Origin of the sequence: Actinoplanes lutulentus (genome assembly GCF_003259845.1) — a bacterium.
GTDB classification, from domain to species: domain Bacteria; phylum Actinomycetota; class Actinomycetes; order Mycobacteriales; family Micromonosporaceae; genus Actinoplanes; species Actinoplanes lutulentus.
Window position 1 is genome coordinate 17,420 of record NZ_QLMJ01000008.1, and the last position, 14,767, is coordinate 32,186.

General features: G+C 69.5%; 18 protein-coding genes. 8 read left to right on the forward strand and 10 right to left on the reverse strand.

Translation table 11 applies throughout. From position 1 onward, the window contains the following. Window positions 1-114 precede the first annotated feature (114 nt). Window positions 115-1,131: an alpha/beta fold hydrolase gene (locus tag B0I29_RS18500; protein ID WP_111650271.1), complete on the forward strand. Its 1,017-nt coding sequence runs from the start codon at window positions 115-117 to the stop codon at window positions 1,129-1,131. Here the strand turns inward: B0I29_RS18500 and B0I29_RS18505 are convergent. The 3 genes from B0I29_RS18505 to B0I29_RS18515 all read right to left on the reverse strand — a co-directional run bounded on the left by B0I29_RS18505 (window position 1,107) and on the right by B0I29_RS18515 (window position 4,147). Continuing rightward, window positions 1,107-1,913, reverse strand: coding sequence for an alpha/beta fold hydrolase (locus B0I29_RS18505; protein WP_111650272.1), 807 nt, complete (start codon window positions 1,911-1,913; stop codon window positions 1,107-1,109). The two genes, B0I29_RS18500 and B0I29_RS18505, sit on opposite strands and share 25 nt — an antisense overlap. Before the next feature lie 66 nt (window positions 1,914-1,979). Beyond that, a complete protein-coding gene (locus B0I29_RS18510) occupies window positions 1,980-3,482 on the reverse strand; it encodes a molybdopterin-dependent oxidoreductase (protein ID WP_111650273.1) in 1,503 nt (500 codons plus the stop codon). 32 nt (window positions 3,483-3,514) lie between these two features. Then, window positions 3,515-4,147, reverse strand: coding sequence for a fasciclin domain-containing protein (locus B0I29_RS18515; RefSeq protein ID WP_111650274.1), 633 nt, complete (start codon window positions 4,145-4,147; stop codon window positions 3,515-3,517). A 187-nt stretch (window positions 4,148-4,334) separates the two neighbouring features. Between B0I29_RS18515 and B0I29_RS18520 the strand changes: the two genes are divergently transcribed. Genes B0I29_RS18520 through B0I29_RS18545 form a run of 6 tightly spaced genes read left to right on the forward strand, consistent with a single transcriptional unit; the run spans window position 4,335 to window position 9,836 of the window. Continuing rightward, a complete protein-coding gene (locus B0I29_RS18520) occupies window positions 4,335-5,015 on the forward strand; it encodes a DUF1684 domain-containing protein (protein ID WP_111650275.1) in 681 nt (226 codons plus the stop codon). A gap of 32 nt (window positions 5,016-5,047) precedes the next feature. After that, on the forward strand, window positions 5,048-6,562 hold the full coding sequence (locus B0I29_RS18525) for an ABC transporter substrate-binding protein (protein ID WP_111650276.1): 1,515 nt from the start codon (window positions 5,048-5,050) through the stop codon (window positions 6,560-6,562). Then, window positions 6,562-7,518, forward strand: a complete 957-nt coding sequence (locus B0I29_RS18530; RefSeq protein ID WP_111650277.1) for an ABC transporter permease — start codon at window positions 6,562-6,564, stop codon at window positions 7,516-7,518. The genes B0I29_RS18525 and B0I29_RS18530 overlap by 1 nt, the downstream gene beginning before the upstream one ends. Beyond that, window positions 7,515-8,327, forward strand: coding sequence for an ABC transporter permease (locus B0I29_RS18535; RefSeq protein WP_111650278.1), 813 nt, complete (start codon window positions 7,515-7,517; stop codon window positions 8,325-8,327). The genes B0I29_RS18530 and B0I29_RS18535 overlap by 4 nt, the downstream gene beginning before the upstream one ends. Further along, window positions 8,324-9,112: an ATP-binding cassette domain-containing protein gene (locus B0I29_RS18540; RefSeq protein ID WP_111650279.1), complete on the forward strand. Its 789-nt coding sequence runs from the start codon at window positions 8,324-8,326 to the stop codon at window positions 9,110-9,112. The genes B0I29_RS18535 and B0I29_RS18540 overlap by 4 nt, the downstream gene beginning before the upstream one ends. After that, window positions 9,102-9,836: an ABC transporter ATP-binding protein gene (locus B0I29_RS18545; protein WP_111650280.1), complete on the forward strand. Its 735-nt coding sequence runs from the start codon at window positions 9,102-9,104 to the stop codon at window positions 9,834-9,836. Before B0I29_RS18540 ends, B0I29_RS18545 begins: the two co-directional genes overlap by 11 nt. Here the strand turns inward: B0I29_RS18545 and B0I29_RS18550 are convergent. The 3 genes from B0I29_RS18550 to B0I29_RS47455 form a co-directional block, all read right to left on the reverse strand. Further along, complete coding sequence (locus B0I29_RS18550) at window positions 9,833-10,555, reverse strand: tetratricopeptide repeat protein (protein WP_111650281.1); 723 nt, start codon at window positions 10,553-10,555, stop codon at window positions 9,833-9,835. The two genes, B0I29_RS18545 and B0I29_RS18550, sit on opposite strands and share 4 nt — an antisense overlap. Continuing rightward, on the reverse strand, window positions 10,552-11,343 hold the full coding sequence (locus B0I29_RS18555; RefSeq protein WP_111650282.1) for an MBL fold metallo-hydrolase: 792 nt from the start codon (window positions 11,341-11,343) through the stop codon (window positions 10,552-10,554). Before B0I29_RS18555 ends, B0I29_RS18550 begins: the two co-directional genes overlap by 4 nt. Before the next feature lie 116 nt (window positions 11,344-11,459). Further along, on the reverse strand, window positions 11,460-11,981 hold the full coding sequence (locus B0I29_RS47455) for a DUF6174 domain-containing protein (RefSeq protein ID WP_260329963.1): 522 nt from the start codon (window positions 11,979-11,981) through the stop codon (window positions 11,460-11,462). A 131-nt stretch (window positions 11,982-12,112) separates the two neighbouring features. Between B0I29_RS47455 and B0I29_RS18565 the strand changes: the two genes are divergently transcribed. Then, a complete protein-coding gene (locus tag B0I29_RS18565; RefSeq protein WP_111650284.1) occupies window positions 12,113-12,421 on the forward strand; it encodes a hypothetical protein in 309 nt (102 codons plus the stop codon). 2 nt (window positions 12,422-12,423) lie between these two features. Here B0I29_RS18565 and B0I29_RS18570 read toward each other — a convergent pair whose 3' ends face one another. From B0I29_RS18570 to B0I29_RS18590, 4 genes are all read right to left on the reverse strand, one after another. Further along, window positions 12,424-12,879 (reverse strand): SRPBCC family protein, encoded by a 456-nt coding sequence (locus B0I29_RS18570; protein ID WP_111650285.1) that lies wholly within the window; start codon window positions 12,877-12,879, stop codon window positions 12,424-12,426. Window positions 12,880-13,076: 197 nt separating this feature from the next. Next, entirely contained in the window at window positions 13,077-13,760 is a 684-nt protein-coding gene (locus tag B0I29_RS18575; RefSeq protein WP_146616811.1) for a hypothetical protein, read from the reverse strand. A 248-nt stretch (window positions 13,761-14,008) separates the two neighbouring features. Beyond that, window positions 14,009-14,545 (reverse strand): STAS domain-containing protein, encoded by a 537-nt coding sequence (locus tag B0I29_RS47725; protein WP_111650287.1) that lies wholly within the window; start codon window positions 14,543-14,545, stop codon window positions 14,009-14,011. Window positions 14,546-14,573: 28 nt separating this feature from the next. Further along, window positions 14,574-14,756, reverse strand: coding sequence for an antitoxin (locus B0I29_RS18590; RefSeq protein WP_111650288.1), 183 nt, complete (start codon window positions 14,754-14,756; stop codon window positions 14,574-14,576). Window positions 14,757-14,767 lie beyond the last annotated feature (11 nt).

Here is a 14,767-nt window from a genome sequence, read left to right on the forward strand (position 1 = left end):
AGAGGGAAATGATCGTGAAACAATTCCTGATGCCTCGAAAATGCCCGTGCTTTTCGCCCACAAACGGTCGATCTCTGCCAGATTCGGAATTCACCTCTGCCGGGCCGAAATCGGATGACACCTATTTCAGGTTTGCGGGGTTCCGCTCAGGGTAGCCGAATATCGACAACTACAGATATTTGGAGATGTGTCATCACCCGAGCACCCATTGCCCCCGTCACCACCGGCCCTCGCGCGCGCCGCGAAGGGCATGCACAGGCTGGTGACGGCGTCATCGCGTACACCGTTGCCGGCTCCGGCGAGCCGCTGCTCCTGATCCACGGACTCGGAGGGACTCGCCGGACGTGGAATCGGATCATCGACGATCTCTCGGCGACGCACACCGTCATCGCGCCTGATCTGCCCGGCCATGGGGATTCGGACGCCCCGGCCGGCGATTATTCGCTCGGGGCGCTCGCCGCGGCGTTGCGGGATCTGCTCGTCGTTCTCGGGCATTCCTCGGCAACCGTGATCGGCCATAGTCTCGGCGGCGGTATCGCCCTGCAATTCGCCTATCAATTCCCGGAGCGCACCGAACGGCTCGTCCTGATCAGCAGCGGTGGCCTCGGACCGCAACTGACCCCGATGCTGCGCGCCGCGACCCTGCCCGGCGCGCAGACCGTGGTGGCGGGGCTGGCACTGATGCCGGAGCCGTTCACCCGGCGAGCATTGTCGGTGATGTCGACGGTCGCGCCTGGATTTCTGGCCCGGCCTGACGCGTACCCGGTGGCCGAAGGGCTGCGCCGGCTCACGCACACCGGTCAGCGCCGCACGTTCATCCGGACGGCACGGACCGTCATCAACTGGCGGGGACAGTCGGTCAGCGCCATTCAGCATCTGCGGCAGCTCACCGATCTGCCGGTGTTTCTCGCGTGGGGCAGCGACGACCGGACCATTCCGCCGCGTCACCACCGGGCCGTGGCCGAGCTGCTGACCACGCCGCAGCTGCTGGAGATCGACGGCGCCGGTCACTATCCGCACGAGACCGACGCCGGCACGCTGCTGCCCGCTCTGCAGGGCTTTCTCGGGTCGACGTCACCGTTCCGGTACACCGAGAGCCGGTGGCGTCACCTGCTGACCACGCCGCGGTGATTCACGAACGCAACGGCCTCGGCGGCCAGTGCCGGGCCGGCCGTGGTCACCGCGTTGTGAGCCGCGCGCGCCAGCGACATGCTCCGGCCGGTCGCGGCGAGCCCGGCGGCCCGCGCGATCCAGCTCGGCGGGGCGATCGGGTCGTGTTCGCCGCGCAGGACCAGGATCGGCGCTGCGACCAGGGGAAGCCGCTGTGCCATCGGATGCCGGGTGCTGTGCCGCAGCGTCCGTAGCACTCGCGGCACGCCGGCGTCGCGGACGTCACGGGCGATGATCTGGGCCTGTCGCGGATCCTCGTGGGCGAGGTCGCGTACCCATCGCCAGGCCTGACCCGCGGCGGTCGGCGCGTCCGGGTCGACGGTCGGCCCGACCAGGACCAGGGCGCAGGCCAGCTCCGGACGCCGGACGGCCAGCTCGACGGCGACCTGGCAGCCGAAGGAGTTGCCCAGCAGGACCGCCCCGGAGAGACCTTCGGCATCCATCCAGCCGGCCATCGCGGTCGCGTGCTCGATCACGTCGAAGGCGCCACGCGGGCTCTGGGACAGGCCGAATCCTGGCAGGTCCGGCACGTGGACGTCGCCGGGCAGCGCCAGCGCGGTCGGCATCAGGTACCGGTGCGACACCGCGAGTCCGTGCAGCAGCACCCAGGGAATGCCCGGTTCCGGCGAGCCGGTCCGGGATCGCACGTGCAGTTTCAGGCCGTCGACGGTGACTCGGCGACTGGTGAATCCTTGATCCGGCCGGGGCGCCGCCATGGCCGCCCGGGCCTCTGCCGCACTCATGCGGGCAATTCTTCGGATTCTCACCATCGGTGCTTACCCTCAGCGCGCCGTTCCACCGCTGGCGGCTCAGGCGACGGTCACCGAGATGGTGTGGAGGCCGGTCGCGCCGTCCGGGTAGGGCGTGGCCCGGTCGGCGATCTGCACCTGGCCGGTGCGGTCGGTCGCGCGGACCGACAGAGAGTGCGGGCCGGACGGGGCTGACCAGCGGTAGCGCCACTGTACCCAGGTGTCGATCGACGGGCTCGGGAGCAGCTCCGCCTCGGTCCAGCCCGCTCCGTCGATGTTGATCTCGACTTTGCTGATGCCGCGTTGCTGGGCCCAGGCCACGCCGGCGACGGTCACCGCTCCGGCCGCCAGTTGAGCGAACGGTTTGGGCTGGTCGATGCGGGACGCCGTCTTCACCGGGCCGCGGGCGGCCCAGCCGCGTTCCACCCAGTACGCGTCGAAGGCGTCGAACGTGGTCACCTCGAGTTCGGTGAGCCACTTGCAGGCGCCGGCATATCCGTACAGGCCCGGCGTGAGCATCCGCACCGGGAAGCCGTTGACCAGCGGCAGCGGTTCGCCGTTCATGCCGACCACCAGCATCGCGTCGCGACCGTCGAGCAGCAGGTCGATCGGGGTGCCGATGGTCATCCCCTCGACCGAACGGGCGACAACCTGATCGGCGCCGGCTCGGACGCCGGCTTCCCGCAACAGAGGGGCCAGGGGTACGCCCAGCCAGCGCGCCGTCCCGGCATAAGGACCGCCGACCTCGTTGGAGACGCAGTTGAGAGTGATGTCGCGTTCGATCAGCGGGCGGTCGAGGAGCTCGGCGAAGGAGAAGCCCATCTCGTTGTCGACCATGCCGTGGATCCGCAGACGCCAGGTGTCCAGGTTGATCCGGGGAATCGTGAGTGCCGTGTCGACGCGATAGAACGTGTCGGTCGCCGTATAGAAGCCGGCGCCGCCGGAGAAGGGTTTCGCCGGGTCGGCCGCCGCGGGGAGCCGCACCGCCGAGCGGCTGCTGCTCGCCGCGTTGCCGCGCACCTGACGCACCCCGTAAACACCGCCGGCAGCGGCAGCGGTGCTGCCGGCGAACAGCGTGGCCGCCCGCAGAAAAGCACGCCGATCGAATTCGGTCCCGGGCGAGTCCGCGACGGTAAACGGAGAACCGGATCGCAGCAGGACCCACAGGACCACGCCGGAAATAGCGGCTCCCATCAGGGCCGGCACCGCGTCGATCGCCGTGGCCGCCGGGCGGGTCAGTGCTGCTGTCGCGCCGACCACCCCGAGCAACGCGGCGCCAGCGATCCCGGCTGCCCGCCAGCGCACGGCCAGGACGCCGACCACTGCGGTGAGCAACGCCAGGACCAGCACGATCCCGGCCAGGAGCATGGGCTTGTCGTGGGTGCCGAATGTGCGTACCGCGAATTCTTTGATCGGAGTCGGCGCCGCGTCGATGAGCGCGCCCCCGACGGCGGTAAGCGGCCCGGCCTGGGGCCGGGTCGCGGCAGCGAGCAGTTCCGCCGCCGCGACCCCGAATGCCGCGGCGAGGATCCCGCTGGCCGCACCCATCGTGATTCCTCGCATGACAGTGCCCTCCGCTAGAAGTCCGAGATGGATCAGCTCTTCGGCATCAGGACGGAGTCGATGATGTAGACGTTGGCGTTGGCGGTCTGCACGTTGCCGCAGATCACGGCCGCGGAGCCGTCGACGGTGAAGTCCTCGCCGCTGCCGCTGACGGTCAGCTCGTCGCCTTCCAGGGTCTTGTGGGTTCCGGCCAGGTCGGCAGGTGTGAGCTTGCCCGGCACGACGTGGTAGGTCAGGACGCTGGTCAGGGTCTTCTTGTCGGCAAGGACCTTCTTCAGGTCAGCCTCCGGGATCTTGCCGAAGGCATCGTTGGTGGGTGCGAAGACGGTGACCGCCTCGGCGGTGTTCAGCGAGTCGACCAGGTCGGCCTGCTTCACGGCGGAGACCAGCGTGCTGAGCAGCGGGTTGCCGGAGGCGGCGGTGGCGACCGGCACCTGGGCCATCGCCTGGAAGCTGCCCGCGTTCGCCGGGTCGGTGGGGACCGCGGCGCAGCCTGGGCCGAAATTGGTCATGCTCGTCATGGCCGGGGCGCTGGACGCCGCCATCGTGGGCGCCATGGTCGCGGCCGGGGCCGCGTCGGCGTCGCTGTCACTGCTGCCGCAGGCCGTCATCGCGAGGGAGAAGAGAACAGTGGCGGAAACGGCAGCGATTTTGTACGTACGCATGATTGTGGTTCCTCTCGGTTTTTGTTCTGACACCTCCGATTCGGGGCTGCTCCAGCGGCGGATTGGTCGGATTGGCGAGAACTTCAAAAACTTCCCCGAGCGAGTGTGACCACCGTGACCATGGCTGTTACTCCTACTTGAGTTGTAGGGTTACGGCAGCCGTAGTCAAGATCAACTGTGGGGCACCATGACGCAGAACACAGCAGCTCAGCAGCATGCCGCGTGGCAGGAGGACCGTCGTCGTGCGGTCACGTCCGCGACCGGCAACCTCGCGTTGATCGAGACTCGATGGGGCGCCGACGATCCGGACGCCGCCCTCGCCGGTCAGCCCGCCAGCGTCACCGCCACCCGGCTGTCGCGCCGCGACCCCTTCAACGGCGAGATCCAGCACGGCGTGCGCCTCTGGGACGCCGCCTCGCCCGCGATCAAGAGCTTCGAGGGCATCGACACCTACCCGTATGACCCGGCCTGGGTGCTCGACGCGACGTACACGGACGTGCCCGGTGACCGCCGGGTGCCGTTCCAGCACGCGCAGGACGCCGGCTTCACCCGTGACCTGCCGGTCCCCGGCGACCTGCACCTCACCGTCGACGGACGCGATTACACGCTGAGCGCCTTCGACGACGACGGCCGGTTGCTGCTGGTCTTCGGCGACCCCACCAACGGCGGCGAGACCTATGGCGCCGGCCGGTTCCTGTTCGTCGACCGCGAGCCCGGCCAGACAAACGTGGTCCTCGACTTCAACCGCGCCTTCGTGCCGCCGTGCGGGTTCTCCGAGCACTACAACTGCCCGATGCCGCCCCCGCAGAACCGCCTGCATCTGCCGGTGCGCGCCGGCGAGAAGCTCGCGAAGTCCCGAACCAACTGAGCACCACCACACCCCCGAAGAAAAGACACACCGTGAATAGAAGAGCAGTCATCCGTACCCTCGCCGCTGTCACCGCGCTGAGCCTGACCGGCGGCCTCGCTGCCTGCGGCAGCGACGACGACAGCGGCGCGAGCGCCGCGGACAGCAGCAGCGCGATCATCCAGGTCGGCTCGGTCTACGAGCCGCAGAACCTGGACAACACCGCCGGCGGCGGCCAGGGCGTCACCGAGGCGCTGAACGGCAACGTGTACGAGGGCCTGTTCACGCTGACCGACACGGGCGCGGTCGAGCCGCTGCTCGCGAAGGACCAGAAGGTCAGCGACGACGGCCTCACCTACACGTTCACCCTGCAGCCGAACGTGAAGTTCCACTCCGGCGCGGCGCTGACCTCGAAGGACGTCAAGGCGAGCGTCGAGCGGGTGACCGCCGAGAACTCGAAGTCGGCCCGCAAGAGCAACCTCGCGGTGATCAAGTCGATCGACACCCCGGACGACGCGACGGTGGTCTTCACGCTGTCCAGCCGGTCGATCTCGTTCGTCTACAACCTCAGCTACATCTGGATCAGCAACGCGGCGGCGACCGACCTGACCACCACGGCTGACGGCACCGGGCCGTACAAGTTCGGCGAGTGGAAGCGCGGCTCGACGCTGTCGCTGACCAAGTTCGACGGGTACTGGGGCACCGCCGCGAAGAACGCCGGCGTGGTGTTCCACTACTTCACCGACGCCACGGCGCTGAACAACGCGCTGCTCACCAACGCGGTCGACATCGTCACCAGCGAGCAGAGCCCGGACGCGCTCGCGCAGTTCAGCGGGAACGCCAGCTACAAGGTCAACGACGGCAAGGGCACCACCAAGCTGCTGCTCGCGTTCAACGACAAGGTCGCCCCGTTCGACAAGGTGGCCGTGCGGCAGGCCGTCAGCCAGGCGATCGACGACAAGAAGCTGCTCACCTCGATCTGGGGCGAGTACGGCACCGAGATCGGCTCGATGGTCCCGCCGACCGACCCGTGGTACGAGGACCTGACCTCGGTCAACGCGTACAACGTGGAGAACGCCAAGAAGCTGCTGACCGACGCCGGTTTCCCGAACGGCTTCACGTTCTCGCTGGACACCCCGAGTTACGACCCGCACCCGACCGCTGCCACGTTCATCAAGAGCGAGCTGGCGAAGGTCGGCATCACGGTGAACATCAACACGATCACCGCCGACGAGTGGTACACGAAGGTCTACCAGAAGCGGGACTTCGCGGCGACGCTGCAGGAGCACGTGAACGATCGTGACGTGGTCTGGTACGGCAACCCCGACTTCTACTGGGGCTACAACAACACCCAGGTCACCGACCTGGTCAACAAGGCGGAGCAGGCCACCACGACCGACGAGCAGACCTCGCTGCTCAAGCAGGCCAACAAGATCATCGCGGAGGAGGCGGCCAGCGACTGGCTCTACCTCTACCCGCAGATCGTGGTCGCGTCGTCGAAGCTGACCGGGTACCCGGTCAACGGCCTCAACGCCCAGTTCTTCGCGTACGGGATCGTCAAGAGCTGATGATCCGCTACCTGCTGCGGCGGACCGCGATCCTTCTGGTGTCGCTGTCCGCCGCAGCAGTGGTGCTGTTCGTGCTGCTCCGGCTCCTGCCGGGCGACCCGGCCAACGCCCTGCTCCCGGTCGGAGCGACCGCCGAGCAGATCGAGGCCGCCCGCCGGGAGCTCGGCACGGACGCCCCACTGCTCTCCCAATTCTTCAGCTGGCTCGGCGACGTCGTCACGTTCGACCTCGGCAAGTCGCTGGTCAGCACGCTGCCGGTCGGTGACGAGATCGCCGCCCGGCTGCCGGTGACCGTGCCGCTGACCCTCGCCGCGTTCACCCTGGCCGTGCTGATCGCCGTGCCCGTCGGTGTGCTGGCCGCGGCCCGCGCCGACCGCTGGTACGGCCCGGTCATCAACGCTGTCGCCCAGCTCGGCATCGCGGTGCCCGCGTTCTGGGTCGGCCTGCTGCTGATCACCGTGTTCGCGCTGAACCTGCAGGTCCTGCCGGCCGGTGGTTTCCCGCCCGGCGGCTGGTCCGATCCCGGCGCCGCGATCGAGGCCCTGGTCCTGCCGGTGGTCACGGTCGCTCTGGTCATGTCGGCCTCACTGATCCGGTACGTCCGCAGCGCCACCCTCGACGTGCTCGGTGCCGACTATCTGCGTACCGCCCGTGCGCTCGGCGCCAGCTCGTCGCAGGCGATGTGGCGGCACGGGCTGCGCAACGCCGCCGTCCCGGTGATCGCCGTGCTCGCCATGGAGCTGGCCACCACGTTCCTCGGGGCGGTCGTGGTGGAGAGCGTCTTCGCCCTGCCCGGCCTCGGCGGCATGCTGGTCCGCGGCATCAGCCAGCACGACTACCCGGTCATCCAGGGGATCATGCTGGTCAGCACCGCCACCGTCCTGGTCGTCGGCTTCCTCGGCGACCTCGCCCAGCGCCTCGTCGACCCGCGCCTGCTGCACCGGAGCACCTCATGAGCCGGCGTCGTTCCCTGCACCTCGCGGCCGGTCTGCTCCTGGTCGCCGTCGTCGTGGGTGGGGTGCTGCTGTCGTACCTGTGGCTGCCGTTCGCCCCGGACGACACCTCCGGCGGCCGGCTCGCGCCGCCCGGCGGTGACCACCTGCTCGGCACCGACAAACTCGGCCGGGACCTGTTCACCCAGCTGCTGATCGGTGGCCGCATCGCGATCGGCACCGCGCTCGGCGCGGTCACCGTCGGCGGCGTACTCGGGGTGAGTTTCGGCCTGGTCGCCGGGTTCGCCACCCGCTGGCTCGACGACGCCGCCGCGGTGCTGCTCGACATCCTGATCGCGTTCCCGACGCTGCTGCTGGCGATGCTGATCGTGGCCGGCGCCGGTGCGTCGCTCGCCACCGCGGTGATCGCGATCGGTCTGGCGATGGCCGCCGTGGTGGCCCGGCTGACCCGGGTGCTGGTCAAGCAGATCCTGGCCCGCGACTACATCACCGCGGCCCGGGTGGCCGGCATCTCCTGGCCGCGGATCGTGGTCAGCCACGTGCTGCCGAACATCGCACCGACCGTCTCGGTCAACCTGGCCCTGCAGGCCGGACTCGCTGTGCTGGCCGAGGCGAGCCTGTCCTATCTCGGTCTCGGCACGCCGCCGCCGAACGCCTCGTGGGGGCGGATGCTCTACGAGGCGCAGGCCACCGTGCTGGTCGCGCCGGTGGCGGCGCTCGCACCGGGCATCGCGCTGGTCGCGCTGGTGATCGGCGTGAACCTGACCGCCGACGGGCTGCGCGACTTCACCGATCCGAGGAGATCCCGATGAGCCTGCTCACCGTCGACGGGCTCACCGTACGCAACGGGACCGGGACGGCTCTCGTCGACGACGTGTCGTTCAGCGTCGCGCCCGGTGACCGCACCGGCCTGATCGGCGAGTCCGGGTCCGGCAAGTCGCTGACCGCGCTCGCCGTCCTCGGCCTGCTGCCACCGGGCCTCACCGCGAGCGGCTCGATCCTTCTCGACGGCGCCGACATGATCCGTGCGCCACGCGGGCACGGCCAGGTCGCCGCGATCGTCTTCCAGGAGCCGCTGACCGCGCTCGACCCGCTGATGACCGCCGGACGCCAGATCGCCGCGCCGATCCGCCGGTTCCGGGGCCTGCGCGGCGCCGCGCTGCGGTCGGCCGTCGCGGAGGCCCTCGCCGAGGTCCACCTCACCGACGCCGACCGGATCGCCCGTTCCTATCCGCATCAGCTCTCCGGCGGGCAGCGCCAGCGGGTCGCGATTGCGATGGCCATCGCCTGCCGGCCGAAACTGCTGATCGCCGACGAGCCCACGACCGCCCTCGACGTCACCGTGCAGGCCGAGATCCTGGACCTGCTCGACCGGATCGTCACCACCCGCGGCACCGCGCTGCTGTTCATCACCCATGACCTGCCGGTCGCCGCGAAGGTCGTCCGCGACACCCATGTGATGCGCCACGGCCGGATCGTCGAGTCCGGGCCGATCTTGGACTTGGTCTCGCATCCGCAGCACGAATACACCCGCACGCTCGTCGACAGCGCCCGCCGCTTCGACGCCGCTCTGAAACGGACCGGCCGTGATTCTTGAGGCACGCAACATCGGTTTCGCGTACCGCTCCGGCGCCGCCGCGCTCACCGGCGTCTCCCTCGCCATCGAGCCCGGACGCAACGTCGCCCTGGTCGGCGAGTCCGGCGCGGGCAAAACCACGTTGTTGCGCATTCTGCTCGGTCTGGCTCAGCCTTCAACCGGAGAGCTTTGGTACGCCGGAAGCCCTCTCGCCCGTCCCCGGATGCGCGACTATCGGCGGAGCGTCCAAGCGGTCTTCCAGGATCCGTACTCGTCCCTGGACCCCCGGCACCGGATCGGCCGGATCGTCGCCGAACCCCTGCGCGGTCTCGGCCTCGGCGTCGACCAGTCCCGGGTCGCGGCAGCCCTCGACGCGGTCGGGCTGCCGGCCGACGCCGCCGGCCGTTATCCGCACGAGTTCTCCGGCGGGCAGCGCCAGCGCATCGCGATCGCCCGGGCCATCGTCGGCAACCCCCGGCTGCTGCTCGCCGACGAGCCGGTCAGCGCGCTCGACCTCACCACCCGGGTCCGCATCGTCGACCTGCTGGCGTCGCTGTGCGCCGAACGCGATCTGACCATCATGCTGGTCTCGCACGACCTCGGCGTGGTGGCCGAGTTGTGCCAGCACACCGCGGTCCTGGAGCACGGGCGCCTGGTCGAGCAGGGCGACACCGACCGGGTTCTCGGGGCGCCTTCCCACCCGTACACCAGGAAATTGATCGAAAGCGTGCCGCGCCTCCCCTAGCTCGGGAGGAACGCGGCTCGCGGTTCTTGGACCAGGCCTTTCGTGTGCTCCTGGGCGAAGGCGGCCGGGCCCAGCGCCTCGACGGCGGCGGCGCGGACCTTTGCCAGGTCGGCGGCGTCGTCGGGGTCGGGGACCTGGTAGACGGCGTGGAACGCGGCGTCGGTGACGCCGAGCATGCGGGCCGCGCGGGCGTGGTCACCCTCGGCGGAAGCGAGCGCGGCGCCGGCGAGGCAGACGTACGGCACGAAGTCGGCCCAGTCGTTGGCGAAGACCCGCTCGCGGCTCTGCGCGAACAGTTCGCGGGCGGCGTCCAGGTTGCCGAGGCCGAGTTCGCAGAAGGCCAGGTTGTGGTACTCCGAGTTCACCGTCTCCGGCCGGCCGAGGGACTCGTTGAGTGCGATGCTGTCGCGGTAGAGATCGCGGGCTTTGGCGAGGTCACCGGACATCCGGGCGACGGCGGCCAGGACGTGCCGGGGGCGTTCCTCCAGGGCCCGCTCCCCCGACTTGATCGCCACGTCCAAGGCTTCGCGGGCACGGGACTCGCCCAAGGTCAGGTCGCCGCCCCGGATGGCGACGCGGGCCAGGCTGTACCGAGCCTCGACCTCGCCTGCCGGGTCGCCGGCCTGCTGGGCCCGGACGATCTCGGCCTCACTCATCTGGACGACCGCGTCGGTCTCCCCACGCCGGAACGCCGACCGTACCCTGTCGCTGAACGTCATCCGACGACCTTACGGGCCTGCCGCAACAGCTCCGGATCGTGGGCGTTCACGATGGTCAGATCGGGAGCTCCGGAGGCCACGAGCCGGCGCAGGTTGTCGTGGTTGGCCTTGACCCGCCGGCGGTCGTGGGCGACGACCTGCTCCATCAGGGTGAGCAGGCGCGGTGCGTGGCCGTCTTCGCCGATCTGCGCGCGGTGGTAGAACGCGTCGCCGGTGTGCAGGATCCAGCGGTCGCCGGCGTCGACCGCGACGGCGGCGTGGCCGCGCGTGTGCCCGGACAGGCCGACCAGGACGACGCCGGGCAGGATCTCGGTGGCCGCCGCGAAACCCCGCCACACGTCGCCGCGTTCCGGGTCGTGTTCGACCAGGTGGGGGCGGTGCTCGCGCTGGGCGGGCAGGTACCGGCTGCGTTCGTTCGCGGTCCGCGGATGCTGGGCGGCCTGTGATTCCGCGGCGGTCAGGTGCACCCGCGCGTGCGGGAAGTCGGCGAGCCCACCGGCGTGGTCGACGTCGAAGTGGGTGAGCACGATGTCGCGCACGTTTGACGGCTGGTGCCCCAGCTTCTGGATCTGCCGGACCGCCGTCTCGGCGGGGTCGAGCACCGGCCGGATCAGGTGCCGCGCCGGCCCGAGGCGCCGGGCGGGCTCCTCGATGTCGCGCAGCCCGAACCCGGAGTCGACGAGCACGAGTCCGTCGCCGGTCTCCACCAGGAGGACGTGGGCGACCAGGCTGCCGCCGGTCGCCGGGGGCCGCATGGTGCCGCAGTTGAGGTGCTGAACCGTCGGCATGTGGCCCCCTGGGTGTCACGTCACGGGCCTGTCGCTGTCCGGCTCGCGCTTGCGGTCGTGTTTTCGGCCCACATCCGACCACAAGGACAAGCCGAACGCGACCACGGGAGGGCGTGTCAGGGCTGGTAGTCGGTTACGGCGTAGCAGGTGCCGCCGTCGTAGGCCATGGCCTGCTGGTCGAAGCCGAACGCGGTGGGGTGGCCGTCGTGCGGGTCGCGTTCGCGGCGGAGGCGGGTGTTGTGCGGCTCCTGCTTGTCGATCCAGGTGTTGATGTCGCCGAGGGTCGGGGCGGCGAAGTCGGCGTGGGACTCGGCCTGGTCGTTGAGCGGGGTGCTTGATCGCACCTTGCCGTTCTCCACCTCGACACGGAAACGGGCCTCGTAGAAGCCCCGGGTGCAGCCGGTGGTCAAGGTGAATGCGTAGTTTGGCGGCTCTGCCCACCTCGGCGTGCTCGGCACCGGTTTCGCGGGCGGCGTGGGCTCGGAGGACGACGGTACGGGCGTCGCGGGCTCGGAGGACGGTGCTGGTGGCGGGCTTGGAGGGTTCGCCGTTGCGCCTGCGGAGGTGCAGCCGGAGGCCACGGCCAGCAGTGTTGTGGCTGCCAGCAGGTGTGCTTTGGGCGTACCCAAGAAAGGCATGGAGTCCCCGCTTCCCGCAGCCGTTCGGCGGCGCTGAGGTTTGACGCTCTGATCGTCGAGGTGGTTCCTCGGGGAAGGGCTACGCGGGCGAAAGTGCGTCGCGGCGGGGCGGGGGCTGGGACGATCGGAGGGTGACAGTACGACAGTGGGACAACGCTGCCGACGCCCATGAGTTCGCCAGCATGATCAGGTCGATCGTCTCGGGCAACAACGACCTGTGGGATGCGGTGTACGGCACGAGCTATCGGCCGCACGGGGTGTCGGACGAGGTCGCCGACGAGTATCAGCTGCGGGTGAAACGGATGCTCGGTATCGCCGCGGGATTCTTCCTGGCGGCTGCTGAGCGGCTCGCGCCGCTGGAGAAGGCGTCGGTCGAGGACATCCTTGACGCCGCCGAGAATCGGGTGGCGTCGCATCCTCCGGCGCCGCCGGGAACCTGACCTCAGCGGCTCTCGACCTCGCGGGCCATCGCCCGCAGGGTCGCCGCGAAGGCCAGCTTGCCGGGCACCGACACCAGCGGCCCACCGTGCCGGGTGATCGCGTGGGGAACCACGGTGACGTCCTCGAACCAGAGGACGCGGCACGCGCCGCCCGGCAGCGGCGTCACCGAGAACCAGGCTCGGCCGCGCACGACCCGGCCGAGTTTGACGATGTCGCACCGTCCCGCGGTGCCGCCCTCCGGCGGAGCCCAGGCCGTCACCCGCATCGGGTCGTCGAATGCCAGCGGGCCCCATCCGGTACGCGCGACGAACTCGGCCCCGACCCCGTCCGGCCGGTCCGAGACGACGCGGATCGCGGTCAGTGGCACCCAGTTGCCGTGCCGGGGCCAGTCGACCAGGGTGTTCCAGACGTCGGCGGCGGGCGCGCGGACGTCGCGGGTAACGGTGAATCCAGCCATGGGTCGATTGTCCAGGCGGCGACGCACTACCGCCTCGTGGACACGGCGGATTCCGGAGACCACGACCCTGGGGTGCCCCGGCGGTACCTGTCACGACAGGAATTCCCCCGCCACCGGTGACCTGGTGGTCGAGCCGGGCACGATCGGCCTGGACGGTTACCGCGCCATGGACGACCGCACCGCGCTCACGGTGCTCATCAGAATTTCGACATGATCACCGTGTTCGCCGCCGCCGACAGCGAGACTCCGTCGCCGGCGGCGCGTACCCGGAGTTTGAGGTATGCGTCCTGGTCCTTGATCCCGTCGTTCGCCATGATCAGCGCGAGGGCGCACTGGATGGTGGCCCGCACCGACAGCGCCTCGGCGAAACCGGTGACCAGTTCCTCGCCGCCGGCGTCCATCGCCGCCACGTCCTCGGTGTCGCCGGGCCACGGCAGGTCCGGGTCGTAAGCGGCGCAGATCCCGGCGGTCAGCGGTGCCATCGCGGACACCTCACGCCCGTACAGGTCGAGGCTGGCGATGGCCGTGCCGCTGCCGGTGAACAGCGGCACCGACACCATGCCGAGGCCCATCTCGGCCGCGGTGTCGCGGAAGCCCGGCCACGCCATCGTCGTGTCACCGTCCGTCTCGTCGTCCTCGGACACGTCCTCGACGGCCTGGACCAGGTCGCCGCCGGCGGCGACGGTGCATGTCCCGTCACCGTGGCGGGAGGCGACGGCGGCGTAATCAACAGCGCCGATCCGGTCGGCGGCCAGCACGGCCACTCGTCGCAGGCGGTCGTCGACACCGGGCACGTCGTCCGGGGTGTCGGCAAGCGCGACGATGGCGTCGGCCAGCGGCTGCCGCATGCTGGCGGGAATCTCTGCGGGTCGCGGGGTCATCTCCCGTGCTCCCTCCGGTAGCAGGTGGCGTGGCCATGGAGGTACCCCGATGTTGACCTTTCACACGATTGTCATGTTCCGGGCAGTCCGCCGAAGAACGCCCGCAGGTCCGCCACCAGCAGATCAGACGTTTCCAGAGCCGGAAAATGGCCCCCGCGGGCAAGCTCCGACCACAATCTGATGTCCGGGAATCGCCGGGCCGCCCACCTTCGCGAAGGCCGCGGAAGATTACGCACCGCTCGGTCCGTTCACGCGCGCGGCGGCAGCTTGAACACCTCGACGAGGCCGCTGATTTCGATCACCTGGTAGACGTTTTCGTGGGCCGGGTCGATCCCGAACTCGCAGCCGGTCCGGGTGGCGTCACGGCGGCAGTGCAGGAGGGTGCGAATCCCTGCCGAATCGAGGAACGTCACCTCGGCCAAATCCATCCGGATGCGCAACGGAACGTTGCCGTCGCGAAGCACCTGACCGACCGATTGCAGCACCTTCGAGCAGGAATCGCGGTCGACCTCGCCGATCAAGGCGATGACGGTGCTGCTGGATGGGGTGTCCCTGCGAATCTCGACCGTGAGCGGAGTTCCGCCGAGAAAAATATCTGATGACATGCTGGGCCTTCGTGATGTGGGGTGGTCGTCAATTCGTACAGATCGCCCGTGTCCCTGAGCGATGCCGAGAATGAGACCCCACAAGCGCGGGAGGCCGGAACCCGACGATTTACCTCGTGCGTCGACCCTACGCCACTCTTGCCGATATCGATGCGAACCGGCCGTCCTCGAAAGTGTCATCCGAGAACGGCCGGGCTGCTCGATCCGATCACCGCTGCTGGGTGTCGCCTTCCCCGGTGTGCTGCTGGGCAGCGTCAACACCCTTGTCAATGTGCCCCGAGTACTTTTCCCCGGTCCGCTGATCGACCTGATCCCCGGCCTTTTCCAGGCCGGCGTCAACCTGCTCGTCGTGCTTGTTCGCAAGGTCTTTAGCTTTGTCCAGGAAACTCATGGAAAAAGCAG

Coding starts and splice junctions, on each gene's coding strand:
- B0I29_RS18590 (WP_111650288.1), bottom strand. CDS start 14,756: ATGAGTTTCCTGGACAAAGCTAAAGACCTTGCGAACAAGCACGACGAG.
- B0I29_RS18575 (WP_146616811.1), bottom strand. CDS start 13,760: ATGACCCCGCGACCCGCAGAGATTCCCGCCAGCATGCGGCAGCCGCTG.
- B0I29_RS18515 (WP_111650274.1), bottom strand. CDS start 4,147: ATGCGTACGTACAAAATCGCTGCCGTTTCCGCCACTGTTCTCTTCTCC.
- B0I29_RS18520 (WP_111650275.1), top strand. CDS start 4,335: ATGACGCAGAACACAGCAGCTCAGCAGCATGCCGCGTGGCAGGAGGAC.
- B0I29_RS47725 (WP_111650287.1), bottom strand. CDS start 14,545: ATGACACTTTCGAGGACGGCCGGTTCGCATCGATATCGGCAAGAGTGG.
- B0I29_RS18535 (WP_111650278.1), top strand. CDS start 7,515: ATGAGCCGGCGTCGTTCCCTGCACCTCGCGGCCGGTCTGCTCCTGGTC.
- B0I29_RS18555 (WP_111650282.1), bottom strand. CDS start 11,343: ATGCCGACGGTTCAGCACCTCAACTGCGGCACCATGCGGCCCCCGGCG.
- B0I29_RS18550 (WP_111650281.1), bottom strand. CDS start 10,555: ATGACGTTCAGCGACAGGGTACGGTCGGCGTTCCGGCGTGGGGAGACC.
- B0I29_RS18570 (WP_111650285.1), bottom strand. CDS start 12,879: ATGGCTGGATTCACCGTTACCCGCGACGTCCGCGCGCCCGCCGCCGAC.
- B0I29_RS18540 (WP_111650279.1), top strand. CDS start 8,324: ATGAGCCTGCTCACCGTCGACGGGCTCACCGTACGCAACGGGACCGGG.
- B0I29_RS47455 (WP_260329963.1), bottom strand. CDS start 11,981: ATGCCTTTCTTGGGTACGCCCAAAGCACACCTGCTGGCAGCCACAACA.
- B0I29_RS18505 (WP_111650272.1), bottom strand. CDS start 1,913: ATGAGTGCGGCAGAGGCCCGGGCGGCCATGGCGGCGCCCCGGCCGGAT.
- B0I29_RS18510 (WP_111650273.1), bottom strand. CDS start 3,482: ATGCGAGGAATCACGATGGGTGCGGCCAGCGGGATCCTCGCCGCGGCA.
- B0I29_RS18500 (WP_111650271.1), top strand. CDS start 115: ATGACACCTATTTCAGGTTTGCGGGGTTCCGCTCAGGGTAGCCGAATA.
- B0I29_RS18530 (WP_111650277.1), top strand. CDS start 6,562: ATGATCCGCTACCTGCTGCGGCGGACCGCGATCCTTCTGGTGTCGCTG.